The organism is Rhodopirellula sp. J20-39, assembly GCF_057365095.1.
In genome coordinates, this window is sequence record NZ_CP195123.1 from 4,084,633 (window position 1) to 4,111,056 (window position 26,424).

General features: G+C 54.7%; 23 protein-coding genes. 12 read left to right on the top strand and 11 right to left on the bottom strand.

Annotated features, from left to right (window positions below; genetic code table 11):
• Window positions 1-42: 42 nt before the first annotated feature.
• Window positions 43-1,362 (bottom strand): xylose isomerase, encoded by a 1,320-nt coding sequence (xylA, locus tag ACR3ZL_RS14840; protein ID WP_473653551.1) that lies wholly within the window; start codon window positions 1,360-1,362, stop codon window positions 43-45.
• 464 nt (window positions 1,363-1,826) lie between these two features.
• Here xylA and ACR3ZL_RS14845 point away from each other — a divergent pair, with 464 nt between their 5' ends.
• The 4 genes from ACR3ZL_RS14845 (at window position 1,827) to ACR3ZL_RS14860 (ending at window position 6,383) form a co-directional block, all read left to right on the top strand.
• Window positions 1,827-2,819: a GDP-mannose 4,6-dehydratase gene (locus ACR3ZL_RS14845; protein ID WP_473652345.1), complete on the top strand. Its 993-nt coding sequence runs from the start codon at window positions 1,827-1,829 to the stop codon at window positions 2,817-2,819.
• A 28-nt stretch (window positions 2,820-2,847) separates the two neighbouring features.
• Window positions 2,848-3,804: a GDP-L-fucose synthase family protein gene (locus ACR3ZL_RS14850; protein ID WP_473652344.1), complete on the top strand. Its 957-nt coding sequence runs from the start codon at window positions 2,848-2,850 to the stop codon at window positions 3,802-3,804.
• Between the two features lie 93 nt (window positions 3,805-3,897).
• Window positions 3,898-4,899, top strand: a complete 1,002-nt coding sequence (gmd, locus tag ACR3ZL_RS14855; RefSeq protein ID WP_473652343.1) for a GDP-mannose 4,6-dehydratase — start codon at window positions 3,898-3,900, stop codon at window positions 4,897-4,899.
• Window positions 4,900-5,090: 191 nt separating this feature from the next.
• Entirely contained in the window at window positions 5,091-6,383 is a 1,293-nt protein-coding gene (locus ACR3ZL_RS14860) for a carboxypeptidase regulatory-like domain-containing protein (RefSeq protein WP_473652342.1), read from the top strand.
• A 112-nt stretch (window positions 6,384-6,495) separates the two neighbouring features.
• On the opposite strand, the gene mdh is transcribed toward ACR3ZL_RS14860, so the two are convergent.
• From mdh to ACR3ZL_RS14905, 9 genes are all read right to left on the bottom strand, one after another.
• Window positions 6,496-7,443, bottom strand: coding sequence for a malate dehydrogenase (mdh, locus tag ACR3ZL_RS14865; protein ID WP_473652341.1), 948 nt, complete (start codon window positions 7,441-7,443; stop codon window positions 6,496-6,498).
• Between the two features lie 149 nt (window positions 7,444-7,592).
• On the bottom strand, window positions 7,593-8,489 hold the full coding sequence (locus ACR3ZL_RS14870) for a hypothetical protein (protein WP_473652340.1): 897 nt from the start codon (window positions 8,487-8,489) through the stop codon (window positions 7,593-7,595).
• 215 nt (window positions 8,490-8,704) lie between these two features.
• The gene (locus ACR3ZL_RS14875; protein ID WP_473652339.1) at window positions 8,705-8,929 is read right to left on the bottom strand and encodes a hypothetical protein; all 225 of its coding nucleotides are present in this window, start codon (window positions 8,927-8,929) and stop codon (window positions 8,705-8,707) included.
• Window positions 8,930-8,941: 12 nt separating this feature from the next.
• A complete protein-coding gene (locus tag ACR3ZL_RS14880; protein ID WP_473652338.1) occupies window positions 8,942-10,126 on the bottom strand; it encodes a Na/Pi symporter in 1,185 nt (394 codons plus the stop codon).
• A 206-nt stretch (window positions 10,127-10,332) separates the two neighbouring features.
• Window positions 10,333-11,073: a PIN domain-containing protein gene (locus ACR3ZL_RS14885; RefSeq protein ID WP_473652337.1), complete on the bottom strand. Its 741-nt coding sequence runs from the start codon at window positions 11,071-11,073 to the stop codon at window positions 10,333-10,335.
• 178 nt (window positions 11,074-11,251) lie between these two features.
• Window positions 11,252-11,743 carry a TadE family protein gene (locus ACR3ZL_RS14890; protein WP_473652336.1) on the bottom strand — a complete coding sequence of 164 codons (492 nt, stop codon included), beginning with the start codon at window positions 11,741-11,743 and terminating at the stop codon, window positions 11,252-11,254.
• Window positions 11,744-11,818: 75 nt separating this feature from the next.
• The gene (locus ACR3ZL_RS14895; RefSeq protein ID WP_473652335.1) at window positions 11,819-12,865 is read right to left on the bottom strand and encodes a vWA domain-containing protein; all 1,047 of its coding nucleotides are present in this window, start codon (window positions 12,863-12,865) and stop codon (window positions 11,819-11,821) included.
• 57 nt (window positions 12,866-12,922) lie between these two features.
• On the bottom strand, window positions 12,923-13,339 hold the full coding sequence (locus tag ACR3ZL_RS14900) for a TadE/TadG family type IV pilus assembly protein (RefSeq protein WP_473652334.1): 417 nt from the start codon (window positions 13,337-13,339) through the stop codon (window positions 12,923-12,925).
• 38 nt (window positions 13,340-13,377) lie between these two features.
• Window positions 13,378-13,857, bottom strand: a complete 480-nt coding sequence (locus tag ACR3ZL_RS14905; protein WP_486172733.1) for a hypothetical protein — start codon at window positions 13,855-13,857, stop codon at window positions 13,378-13,380.
• A gap of 252 nt (window positions 13,858-14,109) precedes the next feature.
• Here ACR3ZL_RS14905 and ACR3ZL_RS14910 point away from each other — a divergent pair, with 252 nt between their 5' ends.
• Window positions 14,110-15,120 carry a universal stress protein gene (locus ACR3ZL_RS14910; protein ID WP_486172734.1) on the top strand — a complete coding sequence of 337 codons (1,011 nt, stop codon included), beginning with the start codon at window positions 14,110-14,112 and terminating at the stop codon, window positions 15,118-15,120.
• 64 nt (window positions 15,121-15,184) lie between these two features.
• Here the strand turns inward: ACR3ZL_RS14910 and ACR3ZL_RS14915 are convergent, their stop codons facing one another.
• Window positions 15,185-15,604: a secondary thiamine-phosphate synthase enzyme YjbQ gene (locus tag ACR3ZL_RS14915; protein ID WP_473652331.1), complete on the bottom strand. Its 420-nt coding sequence runs from the start codon at window positions 15,602-15,604 to the stop codon at window positions 15,185-15,187.
• A 480-nt stretch (window positions 15,605-16,084) separates the two neighbouring features.
• Between ACR3ZL_RS14915 and ACR3ZL_RS14920 the strand changes: the two genes are divergently transcribed.
• The 7 genes from ACR3ZL_RS14920 to ACR3ZL_RS14950 all read left to right on the top strand — a co-directional run bounded on the left by ACR3ZL_RS14920 (window position 16,085) and on the right by ACR3ZL_RS14950 (window position 26,365).
• On the top strand, window positions 16,085-16,309 hold the full coding sequence (locus ACR3ZL_RS14920; RefSeq protein WP_473652330.1) for a hypothetical protein: 225 nt from the start codon (window positions 16,085-16,087) through the stop codon (window positions 16,307-16,309).
• A 347-nt stretch (window positions 16,310-16,656) separates the two neighbouring features.
• Window positions 16,657-17,217 carry an ECF-type sigma factor gene (locus ACR3ZL_RS14925; RefSeq protein ID WP_473652329.1) on the top strand — a complete coding sequence of 187 codons (561 nt, stop codon included), beginning with the start codon at window positions 16,657-16,659 and terminating at the stop codon, window positions 17,215-17,217.
• Window positions 17,218-17,556: 339 nt separating this feature from the next.
• Window positions 17,557-19,977: a serine/threonine protein kinase gene (locus tag ACR3ZL_RS14930; protein WP_473652328.1), complete on the top strand. Its 2,421-nt coding sequence runs from the start codon at window positions 17,557-17,559 to the stop codon at window positions 19,975-19,977.
• A 557-nt stretch (window positions 19,978-20,534) separates the two neighbouring features.
• Window positions 20,535-22,223, top strand: coding sequence for an alginate export family protein (locus ACR3ZL_RS14935; protein ID WP_473652327.1), 1,689 nt, complete (start codon window positions 20,535-20,537; stop codon window positions 22,221-22,223).
• A gap of 439 nt (window positions 22,224-22,662) precedes the next feature.
• Window positions 22,663-24,126: a CmpA/NrtA family ABC transporter substrate-binding protein gene (locus ACR3ZL_RS14940; protein WP_473652326.1), complete on the top strand. Its 1,464-nt coding sequence runs from the start codon at window positions 22,663-22,665 to the stop codon at window positions 24,124-24,126.
• A 109-nt stretch (window positions 24,127-24,235) separates the two neighbouring features.
• Window positions 24,236-25,306 (top strand): ABC transporter permease, encoded by a 1,071-nt coding sequence (locus ACR3ZL_RS14945; protein ID WP_473652325.1) that lies wholly within the window; start codon window positions 24,236-24,238, stop codon window positions 25,304-25,306.
• Between the two features lie 126 nt (window positions 25,307-25,432).
• Window positions 25,433-26,365: an ABC transporter ATP-binding protein gene (locus ACR3ZL_RS14950; RefSeq protein ID WP_473652324.1), complete on the top strand. Its 933-nt coding sequence runs from the start codon at window positions 25,433-25,435 to the stop codon at window positions 26,363-26,365.
• Window positions 26,366-26,424 lie beyond the last annotated feature (59 nt).

Sequence of the window (26,424 nt, forward strand, 5' to 3'; positions counted from 1 at the left end):
TCGAGATTGCGGTTCTAAGAGCAACGGGAGCTTAGGAATGTCTTAAACGCGGTCGATGTATTTGTTGAACACGTTTTCAAGCATCTCTTGTCGTCCACTTGCGTTGGGAGTCACCTCGCCTTTTTCGAGCATGTACTTTTCCAGCTCCGCAAAACCTACTGATCCGCTTTCGATCTTGGCTCCGATTCCTTCGTCAAAGCTGGAGTAGCGATTTTTGACGAAGTCCGCCATCTCGCCGTTTTCACGGATCGCTGCCGCAATCTTGAGTCCCTTTGCGTACGCATCCATTGAGCCGATGTGAGCGTAAAAGAGGTCAATCGGCTCGTGGGATTCGCGTCGTACCTTGGCGTCGAAGTTCACTCCACCGCTGCCTAGACCACCATGCTTGAGGATCATCAGCATCGTTTGCGCGGTCAGGTAGTAGTCGGTGCCGAACTGATCGGTGTCCCAGCCGAGTAGCAGGTCGCCGGTATTGGCATCGATGCTTCCCAACGCTCCTTGCATTCCGGCGTAGTCCAATTCGTGCATCATCGTGTGACCCGCCAAGGTCGCGTGATTGGTTTCGAGGTTCATCTTGAAGTGATCTTCCAGGCCATAGGTGCGAAGGAAGTTCATGCAAGCGGCCGTGTCGCTATCATACTGATGCTTTGTAGGCTCTTTCGGTTTGGGCTCGATCAGAAATTGACCGGTGAAGCCAATCTCCTTGGCGTAGTCGACTGCCATGTGGAAGAACTTTGCCAGATGGTCCAGTTCTCGTTTCATGTCGGTGTTGTAGAGGTTCTGGTAGCCTTCCCGACCGCCCCAGAACACGTAGTTCTCGCCGCCGAGACGATGAGTCACTTCCATCGCTTTCTTGACCTGCGCGGCACTGTAGGCGAACACATCAGCGTTGCAGGTTGTTGCCGCGCCATGCATGAATCGCGGATTGCTAAACATGTTGGCCGTGCCCCAGAGTAGCTTCACACCGGTTTCTTTTTGCTTCGATTCAAGCACATCGGTGACGGCATCCAAGTTCGCATGACTTTCGGCAAGCGTGTCGCCTTCAGGTGCCACATCGCGATCATGGAACGCGTAGTAGGGTGCCTGCAGCTTGGTGAATAACTCGAATGCCACTTCCGCCCGCTTTTGAGCATTCTCGACACTGTCGGAACCATCGTCCCAGGGGCGGATGGCGGTACCGGGACCGAATGGGTCCGAGCCGGTACCACGAAAGGTGTGCCAGTACACTATGCTGAATCGAAGATGATCTCGCATCGTTTTGCCTTCGACCACCTCATCAGGGTTGTACCAGCGGAACGCGAGCGGGTTGTCGCTTTGGGGGCCTTCGTACTGGATGACTGGGATATCAGCGAATGCGTTCATAATACCTTCGATAAAAGCAGGGTCTTCAGGTGGCGATGCGGCGCCTAGCTGTTGCCGTAGGGTGGATTCCGCACCGTTGAAGCGGGATTGTACCACAGCCGGTACTATCCTAGGCTGCTGCTGCCAAAACAAGGGGCTGGAACCGCATGTGTGCTGACTGTTGAGGCGTCACACTCGCTTCAACCGGAAGCCCACGCACTAGAAATCGCAGCCAGATGTTGCGTGAATCCACGTAAAGCTTTCAATTTCCAGCAATGCTATTAGTGTTTTGGCAACATCCATTTTCGGTAGTGGGCTAGGTAAAGAGGCCGTTTGGCGTCGGTTGTACGGACTCGTCGCCGCGTTCAATACGTTACGGTTGTACGGACTCGTCGTCTCGTCCACTACGATACGGCGTGAAGCTCGTTAAAGCCTTTACGCGAGTCTTTTACTCATCACTCCTTCTCGGTTCGTCATACGTCCTTATGCCAGTTGCGCTCATCACCGGAATTACAGGGCAAGACGGTTCGTACTTGTGCGAATTGTTGTTGTCCAAGGGCTATACGGTTCATGGATTGGTGCGGCGTACCAGTAGTACAGTGCGTTCACGATTGGATCAGCTTTTCAATGACAAAGAAGTCTATGACAAAAAGCTGTTCTTGCATTATGGCGATCTGGACGATGCAACGACGATCCGGCGTGTGCTACTGAAGGCCAATCCGGATGAGCTCTATCATCTTGCAGGGCAAAGTCACGTCGGACTGAGTTTTGAGATTCCCGAGTCTACGTGCCAGTTCACAGCGATGGGGACGTTGCGGTTGCTGGAGATGATTCGCGACATGGAAAAACGCCCGCGACTTCTGCATATCAGTAGTAGCGAAGTGTTCGGCCGGCCAGATGTGTCGCCCCAAAACGAGTTGACTCCCATGCGCCCGGTCACCCCTTACGGAGTCGCTAAGACGTTCGCGACCCAGATGGTACAGGTTTACCGAGATGCGTTTGATTGCTTTGCCTGTAATGCCATTTGTTACAACCACGAATCGCCACGCCGCGGTGAATCGTTTGTGACTCGGAAGATTACGCGTGCTGCTGCGGCGATCTCGTTGGGCCTGCAATCGAATCTGCGGCTGGGTGCCTTAGATGCCCGGCGTGACTGGGGGGACGCCCAGGATTATGTCGAAGCGATGTGGCGAATGCTCCAGCAACCCGTTGCCGGTGACTACGTACTGGCGTCAGGTAAGACACACTCGATCGAAGAGTTCCTAAGTTTCGCGTTCGAGCATGTTGGGCTGCAGTGGCAAGATTATGTCGTCACTGATCAGAAATTCATGCGGCCTAGCGACGTCGCCGATCTTTGCGGTGATCCAGCGAAGGCAAATGACGTTCTCGATTGGCAACCTTCGGGTAACTGCCGACAGCTTGCACAGCGAATGGTTGATCATGATTTGGCAGCGATGCGGGCGAAGGCGTCTAAGTAACTATCTATCTATCTCACTCTTAAGATCTATGTCACATAATTTCCCTTATCAACGAGTCTTCATCGCGGGGCACCGCGGTATGGTCGGCAGTTCGCTGGTGCGGTTGCTAACTGATCGGGCTTCCGATACCCAGATTCTGACGCGTACGCGAGCTGAACTGGATCTATGTAATCAGGCTGCCGTCGATACGTTTTTCGAAAACGAGAAACCTGACTGTGTTCTGTTTGCCGCAGCCAAAGTGGGCGGGATTCATGCGAACTCGACCTACCCGGCTGAGTTTGGTTACGAGAACACCGCAATGGCGATGAACGCGATCCATTCCGCCTATCGTCACGGTGTTGAGCGATTTCTGTTTTTGGGTAGCACGTGCATCTACCCGCGAGATTGTGCTCAGCCTATCGAGGAAGCCAGCTTGTTAAGTGGGCCTCTGGAACAGACCAACGAGGCCTATGCTCTAGCCAAGATCATGGGATTGAAGCTTTGCCAGTACTACCGAGACCAATACGGATGCCTGTTTCATTCGGCGATGCCAACGAATCTGTATGGGCCTGGCGACAATTATCATCCTGATAACTCGCACGTGATCCCGGGTCTGATCCGACGGTTTGACGAAGCGAAGCGGACCGACGCATCGGAAGTCGTTGTCTGGGGAACCGGGACGCCCCGGCGGGAGTTTTTGTATGTGGACGATCTGGCGGAAGCAACATTGCACTTGATTGGATTGAACAATCCGCCGAACTGGGTGAATGTTGGGACCGGATCCGATCTTACGATCGCGTCCTTAGCGGCAAAAATTGCTCACGTCGTCGGTTACACTGGCAAAATCACGCAGGACTCGTCCAAGCCCGACGGCACGCCACTGAAGCGAACCGACACGACATTGATTAATCAGACCGGCTGGCAACCCCGGGTAAATCTGGATGAAGGTCTCGTTGCCACCTATCAAGATTTCTTAGAGTCATCTCGACAGGGAAGCCTTCGTTAGAACGCCTCCCTGTCTTTTCTCCTTTCGTTGCTTCGACTTCGATCCATTTCAACACGTTCAATACGTCTCCCTCTCACCACTATTCCTTTCGATATGAAAACTGCACTCGTAACTGGCATCACCGGACAAGACGGCTCTTACCTAACCGAGTTGTTGCTTGAGAAGGGCTACAACGTCCATGGGATCGTACGTCGTTCTAGCACGTTCAATACCGACCGGATCGACCACATCTATCGCGATCCGCACGAGGCGGACACCAAGTTGTTCTTGCATTACGGGGACCTAACCGACGGCCAGAACCTGACCAACTTGGTTTTGGACGTTCAGCCTGATGAGATTTATAACCTTGGCGCGCAGTCGCACGTCCGAGTGTCTTTCGATTCACCTGCGTACACCGTGCAAACCGTTGGTATCGGAGCTCTCAATGTGCTCGAAGCGGCACGTCAGTTAAACAAAACCAAGCCGACTCGCGTTTACCAGGCCAGTAGCAGTGAGATGTTTGGCGAGGTCCAAGAGACTCCTCAAACCGAAACCACGCCGTTCAGTCCGCAAAGCCCGTACGCATGTGCCAAGGTTTACGCGTTTCATCAAACGGTCAACTATCGCAAATCATACGATTTGTTCGCCAGTAACGGGATCTTGTTCAATCACGAATCGCCCCGCCGTGGTGAGACCTTTGTAACTCGCAAAATCACGCGAGCGGCGACTCGAATTAAGTTGGGACTGCAAGAGAAGCTGTTCTTGGGCAACCTCGATGCGAAGCGTGACTGGGGGTATGCCAAGGATTACGTCGAAGGCATGTGGCGGATCCTGCAGCATGATGAAGCAGATGACTTTGTGCTAGCGACCGGTGAAACCCAAACCATTCGCACGTTCTTGGACTACACGTTCGAAGCATTGGACTTGGACTGGAACAAGTACGTCGAAATCGACCCGCGTTACTTCCGACCTGCCGAAGTCGATTTGTTGCTTGGTGATTACTCCAAGGCGAAAGATAAGCTGGGCTGGAGCCCAACAACGAGTTGCAAGGAACTCGCCGAGCTGATGGTCCAGCACGATTTGGTGCTTGCCAAACAAGAAGCGGCTACCAAGTAGTCGTCCGTTCATCATGGGGCGAATGCACGGTGTTTGTAATCGTGGTGTTTGCGATCGCGGTGATTGCCTGAACGGTAATCGCTGTGCGTTTCGGGCGTGAGTGAAACCCCATCGTGTTTCTCAAGTGGCTATATTGTCGCGTTCAGCTTAGTGTTGCGCATCAATCTAATAACAACTTGAGAGATCAAACCGTGAGAATCACTTCCTCCATCCGGTCAGGGCTAGTTTTGCTTGCCCTGTCTATGGCGATGTCGCCGCTGTTGGCCGCTGGTCAAGACACACAAGTACGGGGAATCGTTCGTGATACGAGCGATAACATTCTGCCAGGCGTGACCATTTCTGTAGCCGGCGAGGGCGACACGGTCACTGACGAAGATGGGCGTTTTACGCTCGACCTAGACGTCTCCAAACCTGCCCAATTGGATCTAAGCAAGGAAGGCTATCTGGATGCGAAGGTCTCGGTTTCGGATACGACGAAGCCCGTCGAAGCCAAGCTGGTTGCGATTACCGACGACACAGGGCTGATCCGGTATTCGCAAGCGATCTCGATGTCGCATAGTTTGAATGAGATCCGTCGCGACGTCCCCAAGTATGCGGACCGACCGATGACCGACGAATTGTACGACGAGATCGTGACTCGGTACGGCGAGAAAGAAGCGGAGGATGCCTCGTTTCGCATCTACCTTCCGCCTGGCGTTCCAAAGATCAACGGTTTGTTCTTGATCTCTGAGCATGGCGTAGGGGGACCAATGATGGAACACAAGTTGGTCCGAGAGTTTGCCGATCGGTACCACCTAGCTTTGATTGGTGTCCTAGGTAACGCGGTGCAGCGTGGAATTTATCCTGCTAGTACGTTTGATGGAATTTTGACGGATATCGCTGCGAAGGTGAACCATCCGGAAATTGCGACCGTGCCGGCATTCATCTTCGGGCATTCCAATGGCACCGGCTTCTCTGCGGCCTACGCGGCAATGCGTCCCGACCGAGTGCTGGGTTGGATTTCATTCCACTCCGGCGGAAGTTGGCACCTGGTGTTCCCAGGCGTCGAAAACGTGCCGGGTTTGGTGATGCACGGCAACAAAGATAGCTACTTCGATAACGGACAAGCCGACGCGGTCAAAGAACTGCGACGGGAACGGAAAGCTCCGATTGCTTTGTTGGTCGATGGCGAATCCGGGCACTGGCCGCGAGACCGTGACGCGACCTTTTCACTGGTGATCGAGTTTTGTAAATCGTGTCTGCGGGTGCGTTTCGCTGATGGCAATAACATCACCGATGGAGATTCTTGGATCGACAGCCCGCTGCAATCCCCGGTGATTCAATCCGGCTGGTTGGGCGATGCGTACGACCGCAGCGTCGGCGGCATGCAGAAATTGGACATCGCGTCTTACGCCGATTTCCATGGCGATCGAGAAACAGCCAATTGGCTTGCTGACGAAGCCTTCGCCAAAGCTTGGCAGCGATACGGTGCCTCACTCGAGTAAGACAAGATCGAGGTAACCGCCTGGGGTTCAGGCGGTTTGCCGATCAGTTGAATCGGCGGGACGATTGAACGCCCGCCGAACATATAGCGATTATCAGCGTGTCAACTTGGCGTTAAGCCGACAGCAATCCGTCCATGGTCGAAACCAGTGACTTGACGGCATCAACGCTGTTTTGGAAGGCCGCGGTTTCTTCGCTGGTCAAGTTCAGCTCGATGATCTTCTCGACGCCGCCGCTTCCCATCACAACAGGGACGCCAACGTAGAAGCCGCCAACGTTGTATTCCGATTGGCAATACGCAGCGACAGGGATGACGCGTTTCTTGTCCTTGACGACGGCTTCGACCATTTGGGCACAAGCCGCTGCAGGAGCGTAGTAGGCGCTGCCGGTCTTCAGCAATGAAACGATTTCCGCACCGCCCTTGCGAGTCCGGTCGACGATTTCGTCCAAGCGAGCCGAATCGATCAACTGGGTGACCGGAATTCCGCCGACGCTGGTGCAACTAGGAACGGGAACCATTGTGTCACCGTGTCCACCCATTAACAATGCGCTGATGTCTTCGACGCTGACGCCCAATTCCATTGCCAAGAACGCGCGGTAACGAGCGGTGTCCAAAACGCCGGCTTGGCCGCAAACCTTAGCGGGATCGAAACCGGTGACCTTGAACATTTGTTGGACCATCGCGTCGAGCGGGTTGCTGACAACGATCACGACTGCGTTGGGCGAAGTCGCTTTGATATTTTCAGCGACGCTGGTGACGATCTTGGCATTGGTCGCCAACAAGTCGTCGCGGCTCATCCCGGGTTTCCGTGGGATACCGGCGGTAACAACGATCACGTCGCTGTCGGCTGTGTCGGCGTAATCGTTCGTGCCGATGATGTTGGAGTCATAGCCCATGATAGGCGAAGCTTGCATCAAATCGAGAGCTTTGCCACGCGGCATGTCTTCGGTTTGAGGAATGTCCAACAGAACAACGTCACCAAGCTCAGCGGCAGCACACCAGTGAGCACAGGTGGCACCAACGTTTCCGGCACCGATGATCGAAATTTTTGCACGACGCATGATGGTCTTAGTCAAATGGGGATGTGAAAGTTCGGGAATTGGCCATTGAATAGGCTAGCCCAGTATGTTGGCAGCGCCGGCGTGGGCGTCAAGAGGATGCGACACACTTGACCAGCTAGGAAATCGTATCGTTTCGAAGAATCTCGCGATTACGCGGATTCGACCAGCCCGTCGGGCCAGTTTCCTGGCACCAGCGTTAGCTGGGATCCGAGTGCCGATTTTGTCCGCGAATCCCAGTCAATCCAGACCGGCTGGCTGACCGGTTGCTCGCTTGGAATCAGCCCCAACGACAATGCCATAATGCGTCGGTGCCCGGCTTGGCCATCGACCAAGGGCATCGCGGATGCTTGGTCTGGGACGGCGAACATGCGGCATTGGTCAGCGTACAATCGAGCGACGCGGTGCAAGGCGACGACCCGGAACCAGTGCCAAGGGCGTTCAACTGCGACATTTTGTCGGCACCAATCCCAGTCGTGGAATCGTTTCAGATCATCCGGCCGGATCAAGAAACATCGCACACAGCGTTTGCGAACCACCTGACGATCTTCCGCCGTCATGCAAAACAGCCAAACCTCGCGTGCGTTCGCGGACGTCGCCGCCACGCCGCTCATCCAACTGGCCGCGTCGTTAAGCACCTCGAAACCGATCGTTTCCAATGTTGGCAGGATGGGCTGGTTCAAGCTGGTTTCGTCACCGAGCGACTTGACTAACTCCGCCGCCGCGGGATTGTCGTAGATTTGCGGCACGGTTTGCTTTTGCGCGACGTTGCGAAACAGCAGTTGATAGCGAACCGCGTCAGGAGTGTTGTCACCGCCGTAGTTTTCAGGCGTCCCTTCGCCCGTCAGTGGGTGAAGGTAGTGAGCCTGAAATAGCACGTCATCGGAGTCGCCTTTTCGCAAACGATTCATCGAGTGCAAACGTCGCCGGATCAATAGAAACCAGCTCAGCAGGATCCCGGTCAGAACTCCCGCCGCCTTGCCCAGCAACTCCGGCCAAAACGTGGCCCAATCCCAGTCGGCGGCGGCCGTCTGAATCCATTCGATCATGTTGGTTCCAATCGGAGTGCAACGAAGTGGTCAGTGAAAGGCACTTTAGCCGGCACCAACTTAACGGATTCGTCGCGTCATGGAATCAATGTCATCACGGTCAATTGATTGATTGGAGCTCACCCGATGTTTTTCATGGGGAGCTCGCTGGTGCGTGAACTTAAATCAGAGCGGACGCCTCACACTTCCAGGTCGTTGCTTTCCTCACCACGGCACTACGGGTGAGACCGGTATTCCTTCACCAGGAAGTGCACGAAGTCACGGATCGTTGCCAGGGATAGTTCCGCATGCCGCATGTGGTTTTCCAGGTCAGCGATTTGAATGTCTTGTGCTTCTTCCTCACGCCGGGCCAACTCTGCCTTCAGGTCCTGCAGCGACAATTCCGTGTCGTGAATCAGGGTCTGGATTGTCCCGGTCGAGACCTTATCTAGATTTGACATGTTTCGTATTCCTTACAGTAGGCTGGTGATACCCAGGCATGCACCTGGGATAATGAAAAACACGCCGAGGATGTACGTCAACGCCACCAGTTTGTTTTCGGACGCTGTCGTTCCCAGCCACTCGGCAAGACGCACTGGTAAGAACCTCAGAAACGGGATTCCATAAATCACTACGACACCCAACACGTTGTAGGTGAGATGGATAAACGCGATCTGCAATGCCGCGGCGGCGTTCCCTTCTGCTGCGGTTGCGGCCAGCAATGCCGTGATGCAGGTACCAATGTTGGCACCCAAGGTGAACGGATAAATTTGCTTCAGCCCAAACGCTCCGGATCCGGCCAGCGGGACCATCAAAGATGTCGTCGTTGATGAAGACTGAACCAGTACGGTCACAAAAGTCCCGGAGAGAATTCCGGAGATCGGTCCTTTTCCGATCGCGGAATGCATGATCTCTTTCGCACGACCGACCATCAGTTGTTTCAGCAACTTGCCGACGTAGTGAATTGTCAGGAAGATCAACAAGATTCCCGCTGCGATCAAAATCGAGCCGCCGACTGCGCTGCCCATGTCGCCGACAAGGTTCTTTGCCGTTTTCACCACTGGAGACGTAGCCGCTTTGACAAAGTTCATGTTGCCCATGGACGCGTCGCTGACCACAAAGAAGCTGGCCAGAAAACTGCCCATCCGCTCCAGCAGCCCAAACGCCATTTCGAGCGGCAGAAAGATGACAACGGATAGCAGGTTGAAGAAGTCGTGCACCGTTGCGGCCGAGAACGCCCGGGCGAACTCCTTTTTCTCCCGAACGTGACCGAGGGAAACAATCGTGTTGGTGATCGAGGTTCCGATGTTGGCACCCATGACCATCGGTACGGCCACCGAAACCGGAAGGCCGCCGGCGACCAGTCCTACGATGATGGATGTCACCGTCGATGAAGACTGAATGAGTGCTGTGGCGACGGTACCGACAACGAGTCCGGCGAATGGATTGGTCGCAAACTCGAACATCTCCTTGGCTTGGTCGCCGGTGGCGGTCTTGAACCCGCTGCCGATCATCCCCACGGCACAAACCAGCAAATAGATCAGGAAAGAGACCGCGATCCACTGGATGAAGTTCCCCTGTCCGGCCGCTCGTGGGATCGAATCAGCTGATTCATCCGCTAACGAAGCGTCAATCGCCGTGGTCTGTAGGTTGCTCATGTGAGACGATTTCCGCATGTGGAGATTGGGGATGTCGATGCGACTGTTATTCTTTGCAGTCATCATCTAGGCAAGCCCGCCGCGAAGTGAATGCACATAAGTTCACGGAAGCTTCACATTTTGTGAATTGATGCCTCTCGATGGCCGCAAATTCCGCCGAAATTCGGTAGCTGCAGCAGATTACCCAATCAGAAGTGCGAGTGTGCTTAGAACAGTCGCAGTTGGAAATCTTCTTCCTCTGGTTTTGCCGAGGTGATCTTCTGAACCGGCAACGGCTCCGTTTTGCGTTTCGCAAGGGAGGCCGCTTGCGCGGCCAGTGATTTCAGCTTTTCACCGTCATACACCGGTAGGCCTTTCCCGTCGTAGCGAATTGCCTGGAACGCGATCAATTCCTCCAGAGCCGACAAGCCGGCCGCCGCGCTGGAGCATCTCGCCTGGGAGGTCGAGATCAAAGTCTTGCGTTTTGCCGGACGCGAGTTGGCGCCCTTCCCGCTGAGGGAACTGGCTAGTTTTGCCGCATCGAGCGATAGGCTGGTGTGGTCCTTCGACTTAGCCGCGACCTTCGGCTTGGACGAATCGATCCGCCTTGCCTTGTGTCCGCATCGCTTTAGTAGCGAAACGGCATGGTCCAAATCTTTGTCGCGAGAAGCGATCTCGAACAACGTGCCCGGCGGTTGCTCGGCAGCGAGTCGGCCGGCGACGAAGGTGAGACCGAAGTCGGCTGAATTCTTGCCGCCTGGCATCTGCCAGATTTCGATCTGTCCCGAAACGATGAGTTGCCCCAGGATCGATGCCATGCCGAGTGGCACGCGTGGTTCTCGATTGCCATGCGACGCGATGATGACGTCGTAGACGTTCGCCGATTCGGCTAGATCGAGCATCTCATGCGGGCAATTGTCGAGGTCAATCAGTAAAACGCTGTGGCGGTTTACCGAAGCGTGACTCATCGACAAGATTCGCAGTACTGGAGAAGACGGGCGAGGACGGTTCGTATTGTCCCACATCCTGTTGCCGATAGCTAGCGATCGACAACCCCGCTCAGAACGAGTGTTGTGGTCAGGATGAAGCTGCCCTCATGCCGGCGGCACGGCTGCAGTGGTCGCAAAGTCGCTTCTGCTTATTCGCTCAACTGCCCTCGCGACGCATCGTCAATTCGCGGTCGATCTCTTTGCCCACAAAGTGAGTGGCGGGGACGAACGTGTTTTCGTCCAGCGGCACGATGATCCGCACTGTGACTTCTTCGGTGTCATCGTCGATCGCGGCGGGGGTCACCTGCACGTTGAAGGCGGAAATGCCGATCGTCGACAGAACACGAATGGCTTCGGTCCGCACTTCAGCCGAGGTGGCACCGGGAATGATCCCGCGTCGAGCACTTTCATAGACCGCGTTGTCCACCGTGTGCCGAATCATGGCAACGCGGCAAAACTCAAACCCGGCGAAGAAGAATAGGAACAACAGCGGTGCCACCACAGCGAATTCGACCATCACCGCACCCGTTCGACGCGAAGCATCGCGGTGTCGGCGTGTGCGTCGGACCTTGCGATTCAAAGATCCATCGCTGTTCGATGGACTGGTTAAACCGGATGGACGCGAGCTTGGTTTGCGTAGCAGTGACATGATGGGATGTGAAGCTTGAAAGGAATAGGTGGATCGTCGAAACGAATCGGCAATTACGTAAGCAAAAACCGACGGTTAATCCGTCAGTCGAGTGCCAAGCGTCAAAGCGATTTCGCGATACACCGCTTGCAGTTCCGCACCGGTAAGTGCGTGGAAGTGACGTCCGCCACCGATGTCAGCGACCTCGGCCATTCGCGTGATATCCGCTCCGGCTCCGAAGGTGATTGTGTGAATGGTGACCTTGTCGGCTGCCAGTTGACGGGCCACGACTCGGGGTTCCGGTCCGCGGTTGTGTTGACCGTCGGTCATCACGATCATGGTCCGCTCGACAAAGTCGGCTGGACGCCCTCGCGATGCGATGTTCCGGCCTGCTTCCATGCCTCGTGAGATACTGGTGAACCCGCCGGTAGATAGCCCTGCCATCGCAGCGTTGATCTCGTTGAGATTGCTGGTCAACTGTGCGTCTTCGGTTGCATTCTCGTTGTACGATGCTAGGCCTACCAATTCCTGAACCGGAGTCCCTGCTAGTAGCCCAGTAAAGATGTTAATTGCCACGGACAGGTCGGCGTATTTTCGACCCGCCATCGATCCACTGCGGTCGATCACCAAGGTGATGTCACGCTCAATGAAAGTCGCCGTGGCAGAAACCTGGGGTTCAAACACATGGGTGCCGGTCACGTTGCCGAAGAACAACGGCACCGAGCCTGAACGGGAGCCGGCTGTCCGTCGGCCGTCGACACGAACGCCGTTCAGCGGAACACCTCCGGCGGTGAATTGAAATTTTCCGTTCGCTTGTCGCTGGCTGCTGCCAAAATCGAAGTCACCAGCAGCCAACAGCAAGGGCTGACCATTGACGCGGTTAGCAGCGGCGATTTCTTGGCCGCGAGCGATCGCACTGGCTCGGTCAAGAGTGTCGGCCAGTTCCGTCGCGGCGGCGTTGGCGGCGGCGTCCGATGCGGTACGCAGTTCAGTACGAGCCAAGTGCATTTGAGCGATGTCGATCGAAAACGCCATCGTCATCAAGAACATGAACAACATGACCGCGATCATGATCAACATCGCGCCGTGGCGTGACGATCGAGATGCGAAACCGCGGAATGGATGGAGGGTAGGCTTTGTCATGATATCGATCTAAGCAAACTGAAAGTAATGATCGGTGCGGTGGTGGGATCAGGCTGGTTACTGCTTCACCATCACGACCCGAGAGGTCAGGACGCGATTGGAGATGAACTGGCCCAGCAGCGGGCTGTTCGCCGCACTCGGTGCGCTCACCTCGACGACGACCTCGGTGCCACGATCGGCATCGAAGGATTCACCATTGGGGAACCGCACGTTAAAACCGGAAATATTTCTTGCGTTCAAAACGTTTTGAGCTCGCAAGTTGGCTTCCGCATTACCACGTCCATTCTGAGACGCCTCGCGACTTGCTTCGTAGGCAGCGACGTTCAACGTTTGCTTTAGGAAAATCATGGTGGATGCTTCGATGGATCCGAACAGGATCAGCACCAAAATCGGTAGACAGACAGCGAACTCAACGGCCGCGGCACCGCGGCGTTGTTCGTGCTTCTTGGATTGTCGGGGGCGTCGTATCAACATGGGAGTCTCGTCGTGCGGAAGTGATTCAAGAACGCCAACTACTTGGTCGGTTTGCCCGACTGAACGGGCAGCCCGGCTTGATCGATCAGCGTGTTGAATCCAGTCGCGATTTCTCGCCAGTAATCATCCGATCGAAACTTCAGTTTTCGCACAGGCCGGCCTTCGGTCGCGTTGGCAATCTCGGTGCGCAAACGAGAGATCGGACCAGCAAAACGATTGGTTAACTTAAGCGTGTCCAGCACAAAGGCAGGAATCAGTGCAAGCGAGACAACGATGAACGGCAAGAACCGCTGCAGACAGCTAACAGCTGTGTCACGCCAGTTCGTTTCGGGTTGTTCAAATAGACACATCCAGATCATTAATGCGACGGAATTGCAAACCATGAATACCACCCAGTGCACCGCAATTTTGGCGACGACACCGTATTGCACGTCCTTATCGACGACGGTTTGATTGCGTTTGAACTTGGTGGCCGGTTGGCTGGTTGGCTCAACAGGATCGGTGTTGAAATTCGACATAGTGATCGCTAGCGAGTGTGAGTTAATTCGGAAAGGGGATGTGAACGCAAGCGGTCGTTTTCAACCGTTGCCTTGAAGGCTAGGTCCATCGACACAATGACCTCGAACGAAACTTGTACTTTCGTACCCCTATCGGGCTGAGCCCTTGATGACCGTGCCGGTTGTATCAGTCGCGACGGGTTTTGTTAGAATGAAGGGCAGTCATTGACTGTTGATTTCGTCCTGAGCTCCCCCACGTGATTGGAACACCCCATGAAAGTCTTGCTTGCAATCGACGGTTCCGAACAAGCGATGGCCGCTACCAAGTTTCTGGCCCGCTTTCCGCTGCCGCGTCCATCCGAGATTGAGATCTTCACGGTGGTCAATCCACCGGACCTGGTAGTCAGTGCGCAGAGCGAGATGTGGTATCCGCAATTTATTGGGCATCAAGAACAGATCGCGAACCAAACCCTGGAATCAGCTCAGAGATGCCTTCTCAAAAACTTGCCTGCGGTTGAGTCCGGCGGTGCTTCGCCAAGTTCCGACGAACAAATTGCGGCCGATAATGAGTCGGTCGGGCTAACGACCCGAACCCGGCGAGAGATGGGACACATCGGTCACTGCATTGTCGATCGGGCTGCGGAGGGAAAGTTCGACCTGGTCGTCGTCGCAGCCAAGGGGCATTCGGCGATCGAGCGAGTGCTGTTGGGCAGCGTGAGTGACTACGTTGCCTCGCACGCACCCTGCAGTGTTTTGGTTGTCAGACAGGATTTGAGTGCAGAAGCTTCTTCGTCCAGTGCCGAAGCTGGTCAATCGCAGTCCGGTAGTGGCATGACGAATGTCACCATCGCGGCGGATCAACGTGAGGTATCCGAGACGATGTTGAAGCACTTGTGTCTTTACCCCTTTGGGAAGGATTACAAGTTCCATGTCGTTACCGCGTCGGTCAAGCTGGAAGTGTTTCGAGAAGACATTCTGGCGACCACGATGGAAGAATCCGCACGCCGTCGAACCAACGCACGTCGCTGCGCCGCTTCGGCGGCGGAACGTTTGCAGCAATGCGATGGCAAACCATGCGACCGCGAGGTGACCAGTGATTCGATCGAAGTCGAACACGTCGGTGCTGGGCTGGTCGATTATGCCGAGGAACACGTCAGCGACCTGGTCGTGTTGGGTGACAGCGGTCGCGGCCTCGTTTCTCGCTTTTTCCTGGGCAGTACGTCGCAGTATGTCCTGCATCACGTCCACTGCAGCGTGTTGTTGGTCCGCGAACCCAGTGTCTAGCAGAGGGCGTAGCAGAGGACATCTCGCCTGTACAATTGCCCAGCAAGTCAGGTGTTCTGCAGACTCAGACGCCCTGCAAGGTCAGGATCAGGTTACGAGCCGTCGCTCGATCGCGGTGCTCGCACAAATAGATGCCCTGCCAAGTTCCCATCGCCAGCCGGCCGTCGCGTACTGGCACCGTCACGCTAGCCCCCATCATGGATGCCTTCACGTGTGCAGGCATGTCGTCGGGACCTTCGATCGTGTGGATGTAGGGCAGGTTCTCTGGCACGGCGTGATTCATCGCTGTCTCAAAATCAACTCGAACGTCCGGATCGGCGTTTTCGTTGATCGTAAGCGAGGCGCTTGTGTGCTGGATAAAGCAATGCAGTAGCCCCACTCGCACTTCAGAAAGAGCTTCGACGGCATCGACAATTTCGCGAGTGATCAGGTGAAAGCCACGTGATCGAGCGGCAAGTCTTAGTTCGGTTTGTGACCAGTGCACTTAAAAGTGTCCCCCAAGTGAAGAAGTTGAAAAGTTTTTCAAAAGTATTTTTGTGGCTATTTCGTTGGTAATGACTGCAACAGTTGAGCGTTTGAGGACTTCGGGTGGTTTGAAGACCCAATTACGGCTTGACAAAACGCAGGTCGGCAAAATCAGTCTGGCACCCATCACAGAGTGCCTGCGTGTGTTTCCGCACCCTTGGCGAATTCGGTTAGGAAATAGGTAATTTACTGTGAACCCTTCTGCGCACAGTCTGCCTGACCGCACTGGTTTCTCTAACTGTTCTCGGCATCGGTTTTGGACAGGTTGATGTGTTCGTCGAGTCCAGAATTTTCTTGACTGGCAACGAATTCAGCGAATAATCCTTCCGTGTGTGATCCCGAGAGCCGAAACGAGTTCGGTGTAGGGCTATCTCAATAACTCTTATGACCACGAAGTACCAGGACGGGTCGAGGTCGGATCAGGAAAAATAAGTAACGTATGAGTCATTGCAAGAACGTCTTCGAAGCTATCCTTCGCTACGGTCACGACGAAGATTTCATCCCACAAGAAGATGAACTCTTTTCCGCAACGGATGCCCCTGCGGGCAGCCCGGAGAAAATCGAAGTCCTTCGCCGTCGCGTTGAACTCGGCCAACCCCTTTGGCACACGACTGACCGCATTGACTACAGCGGTTTGACCGGTGCCATTCGCCCACGCGAATAGTTCGCCAGAAGTTCAACAGAGCAGACCCAGAAACCTCCCACGAGTCCGTCGGAGGTTTTTTTATGCGCCCACGGTGAAGATCGATAGCGAGACCCTTCCGCCGATCCAAGCAGGTGCAGGCTTTTTTTGCGAATAATGGGGATACCACGTGGCCCGACTCAGGGGGGCAATACGCATGTCGCTCCACCGCCGCGTTACTTCAGGTTCTGGAGTCAGAAGTTCAACGAAGCATGACGCACCGCCGGGCCAACGAAGTTCTTACAATGACGATGCGATTGCGAATAATCGGCTTTGATGCTGTCATTTCGTAAGCGGTGGATACCTCCAGGCGACAATGAAATGAGTTCATGAATAGCGAAGTCACCCAAATACTCCATCAGCTTGAAGGCGGTGACCGGCAGGCAGCCAATCAGCTTTTACCGCTTGTCTACGAAGAGCTACGCCGATTGGCTTCGCGGAAGATGACCCAAGAGAAGTCCTCGCACACGCTCCAGCCAACCGCGCTGGTTCACGAGGCGTTCCTGCGACTGGTCGGCGGAGAGGACTCGCCGTGTTGGGATGGCCGTGGGCATTTCTTCGCTGCGGCGGCGGAGTCGATGCGGCGGATATTGATTGAGTCGGCACGTCGGCGAAACGCTGAAAAGCGAGGCGGTGATCGGCAACGAGTGGAATTGTCGTCCGACGACGCCGTGATCGATCCCGATGACTCCGAGGCTCTTTTGGCGTTGGACGAAGCTCTCACCAAACTCGCCGCGGAAGATGAAAATCTGGCAAAGCTTGTGGAGCTGAGATACTTCACTGGGCTGACGATTGACCAAACCGCCGAAATGCTGGGAAGCTCACCCCGCACCGTCAAACGAAACTGGGCGTATGCTCGTGCATGGTTGCACCGCGAGATCCATGGTTAGTGCATTGCCCAGGTCAATCGACGGTTGTGCACGAGGCAGCGAGTTTGAGTGCGTTGGCACGTATGTGGGACCCGTTGCCTCATCCACCACGATCAACGGCGCGATAGAGGGTTGCCGAAATACGATTGGTTCAATCGAACCAACCAATGTGGTGTTGCCGAATGGCGCACAACGTTCCGCAACTATCTATTGCGATTGGGAGCGCGATCCCTGGTTTCGCCCTACACCAAAGCCGAGTTGGGCCGAAACATCACTGACATCGTACGCCGTTTCGTCGACGTCTTTTGTTTCGAAACGATTTGTTTCATACGTTCATATTATCGCCGTACAGTTCGACTCATGACGACAGTATCCGAAAAGACGATCTTTCTGAACGCGATAGAGCAAGAGGATCTCGCTGCGCGGGAAGCGTACCTGGATCAGGTCTGTGGGAACGATCTCGAACTACGCGGCAGAGTGAACGCTTTGCTAGGCGCGCACGCCGATCCGGATCACGCGTTAGATCGTCCACCGGTCAGTTTGCCAGACGCCCAATCCACTACACACATTGGCGAGATGGTCGGTGACTACCGATTGATGGAACAGATCGGCGAGGGCGGCTTTGGTTTGGTCTTCGTCGCTCAACAAGAACGTCCGGTACGTCGCAGCGTCGCTCTGAAAATCATTAAACCTGGGACAGGATCCAAGGAAGTGATTGCACGTTTCGAAGCGGAACGCCAGGCGGTCGCGTTGATGGATCACCCCAACATCGCTCGAGTGTTTGATGCCGGCGTCACGGAGGACGGACGTCCGTATTTCGCAATGGAACTGGTTCGCGGTGTTTCGATCACTCGATTTGCCGATGCCCATCGTTTGGACATCCGCCAGCGATTGCGTTTGTTGTCTGATGTGTGCTCGGCGGTTCACCACGCCCACCAAAAAGGTGTAATCCATCGCGACATCAAACCGTCCAATGTGATGGTCACGCTGCATGACGCCAAGCCCGTTGCGAAGGTCATTGACTTCGGTGTGGCCAAGGCGGTTGGGCAAGTGTTGACTGACAAGACGATCTATACGCGGTTCTTTTCAATGATCGGCACCCCGCTGTACATGAGCCCTGAGCAAGCGGAGATGAGCGGGCTGGACGTGGACACTCGCAGCGATATCTATTCGCTGGGTGTGATGATGTATGAACTGCTGGCTGGCGCTACGCCGTTCGATCGTGCTCGATTGGATTCGGCTGGTCTTGATGAGATGCGTCGTATCATCCGGGAAGAAGAGCCCCCGCTGCCTAGTAAGCGATTGTCGACGCTGGGGATCGCCGCAACCACAGTTTCCGCGGCTCGACAATTGGAACCCAATCGGTTGACGTCCTCGTTGCGAGGCGACCTGGATTGGATCGTGATGAAGGCGTTGGATAAAGATCGAACGCGACGTTACGATTCGGCCGCGGCCATGGCCGCCGACATCAATCGTTATCTTTGTGAACAACCGATCGAAGCTCGGCCTCCTACGGTTGCATATCAACTCGCCAAGTTCGCACGGCGCAATCGGATCGCGTTGGGAACCGGCATGTTGCTGGGACTGACTATGTTGATCGGGACAGGCGTTAGCTTGTGGCAAATGCGATTGGCGATGCACGAGCGAGACCAAAAGGAACAGGCACTCCAAGAAATCGAACAGTTCGCCACTCGGATCACCACGGCACATAGCTTGGTTGCGAATGCCCAAGCCCACGCGGACAACGGGCAATGGGCGCAGGCGATCGCGGAGTTTGATGAGGCCGTTGTCCAGCAACCCAGCTACTATTTGCCGTGGTTGAGTCGTGCCCACTTCTTTATCGAGATGCCGTTATGGAAGGAAGCGGCGGACGATTTCGCTGAATCTTTGAAGCTGGGGGCCCCCATCGATCGGCCACAGTGGTGGGGCGTGGGAGCGTTGTTTGTGATGACGAAGCATCACGAAGGTTACTCCGAAATGACGCAGCAGATCGAACGGCGATTAGCCGACGGAAACCCCGCTGAACATTGGGAATGGATGCGGAATGCAGTCGTGGGGCCGAATCAGCTTTCGTCTCAATCGTACCGCCAGCTTGCGGTTTTGGCCGATCAGTGGATGGAGCTTGCTAAACAGGAATGGGAGAATGAATCACTCGGTGGTGACCCTCGATCGGACCGGCGACCGCCACCGTTCCGCGATCGTCGTCCTGGAAGTGCGCCGCGAGGAATGGACCGCGGTTTCAGTTTCCAGAGTGTCACTGATCCTATTGTGGACTCCGATGGGGATAGCGATCTTCTAGCGACCAATGGTGAAGACGTTTCTGCTGAACTGAACCCCGGTTCGCGTTTTCTTCCCAAACACGGACGACGGCGTAGTTCAGTGAGCAGCACTCCGCGATCCGTTTGCGAGTACATCGCTGGTTTGACGCATCTTCGTGCGGGTAACATCGACCAAGCTATCGAGTTGCTAACCAGTTCGGGGATGGATCTCGATTGGCCGGGAGTCGGGTTAGTCGATGCACCTTTAGCCATGGCCTATCACCAAAGCGAGCGTCCCAAACGAGCGTTGCGGTTGCTGCAACAATCCGAAGCGGAGAGCCAGAGAGAACTGAAACGGTTCTTTCAGGACGATGGGGAAGGATCTCGCATTCCCTGGTTTGACATGGTCGAACATCTCGCGTTGTATCGCGAGGCCAGCATTTTCATCACCGGCAGCGCACCGAGTGATCCCCCCGAACTGAACCAGATACGAGATCGGTCGCTCGAACGAATCGGTCGCTAGACTGACTCACAAGCTTTTTGGTTTGCTCAATGCATCTGGCAAAGCAAAAAGCGAGTGACAGTTTGGCTTGAATACCTAAACATCATCGCTCAGTAAACCAGTTGAGCGGATCGTGCGATCGACCTTGCTGCTCGGATGGATTGAGAAAGCTGTGTCGATTGAGGCGTGCGTGATAATCGCATGCATTGATCCTTTCTAGACGCAAAGGGCTTCAGTACGCCACAAGGTCGAACGAAAGGCGACGGTTCGGAGGTCGGGGTAAACAGTGCGGGTTAGCGAGCGTGTTACCGCTGGGACGGTCAACCACCTGCCGCATGCACAACGCTGTGGACTTTGGCCTAATTCTTGGAATTGGGCCGAAAAGTTATCCGATTCACAACAGTGCGGGCTTTTAGGTGCGTTGAGAAGGAACTCTCAATCGTCTCTGTGCCCAACTGGTCTCGAATGAAATTGAACGCAAGTCCTGGCGGAACAAGCCGACTGAATCCGTTCCTTCATTATGCGGCGAGATTTGAATCTCTCATAACTGTCCATCCTAGGAAGGGAAATCCCATATCATGTCGCGTAGAAATACCCAGCGTCGACGACTCGTGCTCGCGGCGCTATCGATGGCTATTGCGGGCTTCCATGCCGGCGACGCTCAAGCCCAAGACATTGACGACAGCGGACTTGAAACCGTAATCGTGCAAACTTCCATGACGGAAGCCGCACCCTACGAAGTGGAAACATCGGCTACGGCATCCGCCAGCGACCAAGCTGCTAATTTCGATACGTCCGCAAGCTATGACGAATCGAGCCAATCTTTCCCGATAACGATGCCGGTTCAGGAAAGCACCTATTCGCATAGCTATTCAGGGCCTTCACGCTCAGACATTGCGAAGAAAAAGAAAGCCGCAATGGCGGGTTTCAAGGGTGCGTACAAAGGCGTTTACTACGACAACGACTTTTCGTACCTCGATGATCCCTACTACGACGGGCCACGCTTCTTCTCGGATCACTTCAAAAACATGAAGACTCCGTTTGGAACGCTTAGCCTTGGTGGTGAAACCCGCTATCGCTTCCACGATGAAAGCAACTTCCGTGGCAAGCTAGCTACCGCAGCCAATGGTGGCGGTATCACCGGCAACCACGATGACTTCTGGCTGTCACGCCAACGGCTCTACGCCGACTGGCGTCCACTGGATTGCCTGCGTGTTTACGGCGAAGTTCTTGACGCGCAATCGATGGGCGAAACATTCACCCCACGTGGGATCGAAGAAAACGACTTCGACATTCAAAACCTTTTCGTTGACGCGTTGTTGTTCGACAACGACTACGGCAAGCTGACCGCTCGCGTCGGTCGTCAAGAATTGCTGTTTGGTGCCCAGCGGACCGTATCGCCATTGGACTGGGCTAACACCCGCCGCACCTTCGAAGGTGTTCGTGGCCTTTACAAATACGGCGACACTTCGATCGATGGCTTCTGGACTGAGTTTGTTCCCGTTGACGCTGACGGTACCGACAAGGCTGATTCGAATCAGCAGTTCTTTGGTACGTACTTGACCGAAAAGAACACCTCGCTTGGCCAAGTTGAAGCGTACTATCTCGGTTACGACAACGATACGCTGGACTTTAACGTCCACAACATCGGCAGCCGAGTCAGTGGCTCGACCAACGGCGATATTCTTTATGACTTCGAAGGTGCGTACCAGTTCGGCGAGAACTCCGACGGTTCAGACCACTCCGCTGGCTTCTTCACGGCGGGTCTTGGACGCAAGATCAACACCAAGTCGCTAAGTCCGACGGTATGGTTCTACTACGACTACGCATCGGGCGAAGACGACTTCGCTGACGTTGCTCGCGGTGACAACGGTTACGATCACCTGTTCCCGTTGGCTCACAAGTACAACGGTTTCATGGACTTGTTTGGTCGCCGCAACCTGCACGACTTCAACATCCTGACGACCGCTCCGATCAACGACAAGGTTTCGTTTTTGGTTTGGTACCACTACTTCCGTATGGTCGAAAACACGACGCCTTACAACGTCGCCATGCAACCTTACAACGATACCACCGCAGCCACGTCGAAGGACCTCGGTCACGAGATCGACTTCTTGTTGAACGTGAACCTGACTGCACGGCATAACATCGTGCTTGGTTACTCGCACTTCGCTGGTGGCGATTACTACGACGACGCAGCGATCGGTCCAGTCGACGAAAACAACGACGCGGACTTCTTCTACGCTCAGTTCACGACTCGCTATTAAGCCGCTTGGGTTAGGCGGATCTGAACGCCTTTTCAGGTTCTAACGAACGTCATATCAACGGTCGCCCAGTTATGCTGGTCGACCGTTTTTTTGTGCCTTCCCTTTAGGCAGTCGCTGCCTGACGCTGCTTTGCCCTTGCCCGGTTACTGGGCAGCTTCTTTCCCGGATCGATGCGGCCTCTCCAAGCCCGTCAGTGTGAAACTTTCGCATTTGGCACGCGTTAACCGACCCTGCGGCACTCTTATCGGAAGATAGCGTGTGATGCGGCCCCCTAGCGTTGCCCAGACGGGGAGTTTCCTGATAGCGGCCCGCCGCTTGCTTTTCGATGCCATCAAGACATTTATTTTACTTTTCTTGATTGGCTAGGAATTCTCGCGTGCTGATAAGTTTTAACCGTTTCGCAAACATAGTTTGTTTTCAGAAGTCCCTTCCACGGGGAGTGGCATTTCTCATAACCGCTTGCCTTGTTTTGGCCGGTGCAACGACCTTCGTTGGTTGTGGTTCGAATGACATCACTCTTGCGGATTTAGAAGCTGCAGCGGCGAAAGTCGATGTTTCATCGCTCAAGATCGATGCGGACATGGAAGTTCCATCGGCTTTGCTCAATCTTGAAAAGACCAAGTTGAAGTTCGGCTTCATCAAGCTGACCGACTGTGCCCCTATCGTCATCGCCAAGGAGAAAGGATTCTTCGATGACGAGGGCCTTAGCGTGGAAGTCGAAGCTCAATCGAACTGGAAAGTGCTTTTAGATCGAGTGATCGACGGGCAGCTCGACGGTGCTCACATGCTGGCGGGACAACCGATCGGCGCCACGATTGGTTTCGGAACCAAATCGCCCATCGTGACGGCTTATAGCCTGGACTACAACGGAAACGGCATCACGGTCAGTAACGATGTTTGGGCTCAGATGCAGGAGAATGATCCGAAGCTGAAATCCGAAACGCCGCCGCATCCGATCACCGCCGATAGCCTCAAGCCGATCGTCGCTGATTACAAGACGGAGCAAAACAAGCCGTTCCCGATGGGGATGGTGTTCCCGGTCAGCACTCACAATTACGAGATCCGTTACTGGTTGGCCGCCGCTGGGATTCATCCAGGTCTGTATACCGCACAAGACGTGACGGGTGTAAAGGACGCTGACGTGCAGCTTAGCGTGACGCCACCGCCACAAATGCCACAAACACTCGAAGCGGGCATCATTCACGGGTATTGCGTGGGCGAGCCTTGGAATCAAAAGGCCGTTGTCACCGGCATCGGTGTCCCCGTGACCACGAACTATGACATCTGGAAGAACAACCCTGAAAAGGTCTTCGGAGTTGCCGAAAGTTGGGCGACCAAGAATCCAAACACTCACCTAGCCGTCGTGAAGGCGTTGATTCGGGCTGGCAAGTGGCTCGACGCAACGGATGAATCTGGCAAGCTCGTCAACCGCGATGAAGCTGCTGAGATTCTTAGCAATAAGGATTACGTCGGTGCAGAAGTCGAAGTGATTCGCAAATCCATGACGGGAACATTTGTCTTCCAGAAGACGGATGTGCGAGAGATGCCGGACTTCAACGTGTTCTTTAAGCACAACGCGAGTTACCCGCACTACAGCGACTGCATCTGGTTCTTAACTCAGATGCGTCGTTGGGGCCAGATCACTGAATCGAAGCCTGCGAGTTGGTATGCGGAAACCGCCAAGGAGATCTACAAGCCAGCCATCTATCGCCAAGCGGCCGAGCTGTTGATTAGCGAAGGCAAGCTGGATCCATCCGAAATGCCGGGGCCGGACTATGACGGCTACCGCGAAGCCACTTCGGAATTCATTGATGGCAAGACGTATGACGCCAAAGATCCGATCGGCTACATCAATTCATTTGAGATTGGCTACAAGGACGACGAGTCGCTAGCCAAAAAGTAGAGCCATCACCGGTTCTGTATCGAAATTTCAATCATTCCTAAATTAACATAAGCGACGGACCACGATGAATTGGCGAGGAAGTTTACTGAGATTTTGCGAGCTCGCAGGCTTGCCCATTTTGGAGCCGTTTGTGCGGCTCGCTGCTGGTGAGGACAAGCGAGAACAGTTTGTCGGCATCGCGAAGTTCTTGTTGTTGCCAATCGTGGCGGTTGCGATCTTTTTGGGAATGTGGAGTGCAGCGGCGAAAACGGTCGTTACCGATAGTGCTAAACTTCCGGGGCCGATGGCAACGTACGAAGCTGGCAAGCAACTCTTCGAAATGCACTACGCACAAAAAGAACTGGATCGGGAAGCCAAACGAGAAAAACTTACCGAAGCTGTTCAGCTTTTCGCCGAGGCGAAGGCATACCAAGCTGCTTCGGAAGAAAGCACCGGAACTCAACAAGCCGCCTTGGCCGCAAAGTCAACTTCGCTGATGAAGCGATCTTTGGCCGCCGCCAACTTCGAAGCTTCGAGTGCACCGACATTCATCGATCAAATTTGGACCAGCATCAAGACGGTTTTCTTCGGCTTCTTGCTGGCAACCCTTGTTGCGGTTCCCTTGGGAGTATTGTGCGGCATGAGCTCGTGGTTTAACGCCGCTCTGACACCGTTCATCCAGATCTTCAAACCGGTCAGTCCGCTGGCGTGGCTACCGTTGGCGTTCATCGTCATCATGTGGTACTACGCCGGTTACGCATCCGGCGAGACGTTCTTTGACAAGGCTTTCCTGATCTCCGCGGCAACCGTTTGCCTGTGCTCGCTTTGGCCAACACTCGTGAATACCACGCTTGGTGTGGCGAGCGTCGACAAAGATTTTATCAACGTCGCCGACGTACTGCGTCTGTCTTGGTCGCAACGACTATTCAAAATTATTTTGCCCGCCAGCTTGCCGCTAATGTTCGCAGGAATGCGAATCAGCTTGGGTGTCGGATGGATGGTGTTGATCGCCGCCGACATGCTCGCCCAGAACCCTGGGCTAGGTAAGTTCGTTTGGGATGAATTTCAAAACGGTAGCGAGATGACTTACGCACGGATCACCTTTAGCGTGATTGTGATTGGCGTCATCGGTCTGCTACTCGATCGCATCATGATCTTCCTTCGAAATTTGGTCAGCTTCGGCAATCCTTCGCCGGTCTGACCCAACGATCCCGAGTCGCCCTGCGGTCGGCTGTGTGTGGGGACACTAGCCGGCCGCAGAGTGCTCGACCTTGGGCTCTCGATCTTAATATTTTTCATTTCATTCGTCCAAAGCGATGCTCACGATATGAACGCGGTTCTACAACCAGAAGCCTTTACGATTGGTCGGACGGACTCGCTGGAACTGGTCAGCGAAGCTCCCAAACCCATCATTCAAATGAAAGGTGCCTGCAAGGGCTATGGCAGCGGGGTGACCCGCACCGAAGTGCTTAGCAACATCAATTTGAATATTCGCGAAGGAGAATTCCTCGCGATCGTCGGATTTAGCGGTAGCGGAAAGACCACTTTCACTCAATTGTTGGCGGGTTTGCTACAGCCCGATTCCGGCACCATCACGATGGAAGGCAAACCGATCACAGGGCCATCGCCTGACCGCGGGCTCGTCTTTCAAAACTATTCGCTGCTGCCTTGGTTGACCGTTCGCGGGAACATCGCATTGTCGGTGAACACCGTGTTTAAAGATTGGAGCAAAGCGGATCGTCTGGCTCATGTGGATCGCTTCATCGACATGGTGGGGCTTAGTCACGCGGCCCATCGCCGACCTCACGAATTGTCCGGCGGAATGCGACAACGAACCTCGCTAGCACGGACCTTGGCGATGAAGCCAAAGGTGTTGCTGCTGGATGAACCCTTGTCGGCTTTGGACGCACTAACGCGATCACAACTGGGGGATGAGATCCTGAAGATCTGGGGCGAAGAACGCCAGACTTGTGTGATGATCACCAACGACGTTGACGAAGCCATCATGGTGGCGGACCGGATCGTACCGTTAAACCCAGGCCCGTGTGCTTCTTTGGGCCCCGCCTTCACCGTCGGACTCGATCGTCCTCGTAACAAGACGGAACTCAACGACGACGAACATTTCAAGGGTTTGCGAAACGCGGTGACCAACTACTTGGTAGCGGTACGCCAACGAGCAAGACAGGTTGAGCAAGCGGCTACGAAACACTTGACATTCCGATTGCCCGACATCGAACCCGAAGACGTCACGCGGCGTTAAGCCAGCACCTATCGCATAAGAGTGCAACAGACCTAGCGTCTGTTCCGAATCCAACGACC

Excerpts from the sequence above, each read along its gene's own strand:
- ACR3ZL_RS14910 (WP_486172734.1), top strand. The coding sequence starts at position 14,110 with ATGAAAGTCTTGCTTGCAATCGACGGTTCCGAACAAGCGATGGCCGCT.
- ACR3ZL_RS14930 (WP_473652328.1), top strand. The coding sequence starts at position 17,557 with ATGACGACAGTATCCGAAAAGACGATCTTTCTGAACGCGATAGAGCAA.
- ACR3ZL_RS14920 (WP_473652330.1), top strand. The coding sequence starts at position 16,085 with ATGAGTCATTGCAAGAACGTCTTCGAAGCTATCCTTCGCTACGGTCAC.
- ACR3ZL_RS14890 (WP_473652336.1), bottom strand. The coding sequence starts at position 11,743 with ATGTCACTGCTACGCAAACCAAGCTCGCGTCCATCCGGTTTAACCAGT.
- ACR3ZL_RS14950 (WP_473652324.1), top strand. The coding sequence starts at position 25,433 with ATGAACGCGGTTCTACAACCAGAAGCCTTTACGATTGGTCGGACGGAC.
- ACR3ZL_RS14850 (WP_473652344.1), top strand. The coding sequence starts at position 2,848 with ATGTCACATAATTTCCCTTATCAACGAGTCTTCATCGCGGGGCACCGC.
- ACR3ZL_RS14845 (WP_473652345.1), top strand. The coding sequence starts at position 1,827 with ATGCCAGTTGCGCTCATCACCGGAATTACAGGGCAAGACGGTTCGTAC.
- ACR3ZL_RS14885 (WP_473652337.1), bottom strand. The coding sequence starts at position 11,073 with ATGAGTCACGCTTCGGTAAACCGCCACAGCGTTTTACTGATTGACCTC.
- xylA (WP_473653551.1), bottom strand. The coding sequence starts at position 1,362 with ATGAACGCATTCGCTGATATCCCAGTCATCCAGTACGAAGGCCCCCAA.
- ACR3ZL_RS14905 (WP_486172733.1), bottom strand. The coding sequence starts at position 13,857 with ATGTCGAATTTCAACACCGATCCTGTTGAGCCAACCAGCCAACCGGCC.
- ACR3ZL_RS14925 (WP_473652329.1), top strand. The coding sequence starts at position 16,657 with ATGAATAGCGAAGTCACCCAAATACTCCATCAGCTTGAAGGCGGTGAC.
- gmd (WP_473652343.1), top strand. The coding sequence starts at position 3,898 with ATGAAAACTGCACTCGTAACTGGCATCACCGGACAAGACGGCTCTTAC.
- ACR3ZL_RS14870 (WP_473652340.1), bottom strand. The coding sequence starts at position 8,489 with ATGATCGAATGGATTCAGACGGCCGCCGCCGACTGGGATTGGGCCACG.
- ACR3ZL_RS14875 (WP_473652339.1), bottom strand. The coding sequence starts at position 8,929 with ATGTCAAATCTAGATAAGGTCTCGACCGGGACAATCCAGACCCTGATT.
- mdh (WP_473652341.1), bottom strand. The coding sequence starts at position 7,443 with ATGCGTCGTGCAAAAATTTCGATCATCGGTGCCGGAAACGTTGGTGCC.
- ACR3ZL_RS14900 (WP_473652334.1), bottom strand. The coding sequence starts at position 13,339 with ATGTTGATACGACGCCCCCGACAATCCAAGAAGCACGAACAACGCCGC.
- ACR3ZL_RS14935 (WP_473652327.1), top strand. The coding sequence starts at position 20,535 with ATGTCGCGTAGAAATACCCAGCGTCGACGACTCGTGCTCGCGGCGCTA.
- ACR3ZL_RS14895 (WP_473652335.1), bottom strand. The coding sequence starts at position 12,865 with ATGACAAAGCCTACCCTCCATCCATTCCGCGGTTTCGCATCTCGATCG.
- ACR3ZL_RS14880 (WP_473652338.1), bottom strand. The coding sequence starts at position 10,126 with ATGAGCAACCTACAGACCACGGCGATTGACGCTTCGTTAGCGGATGAA.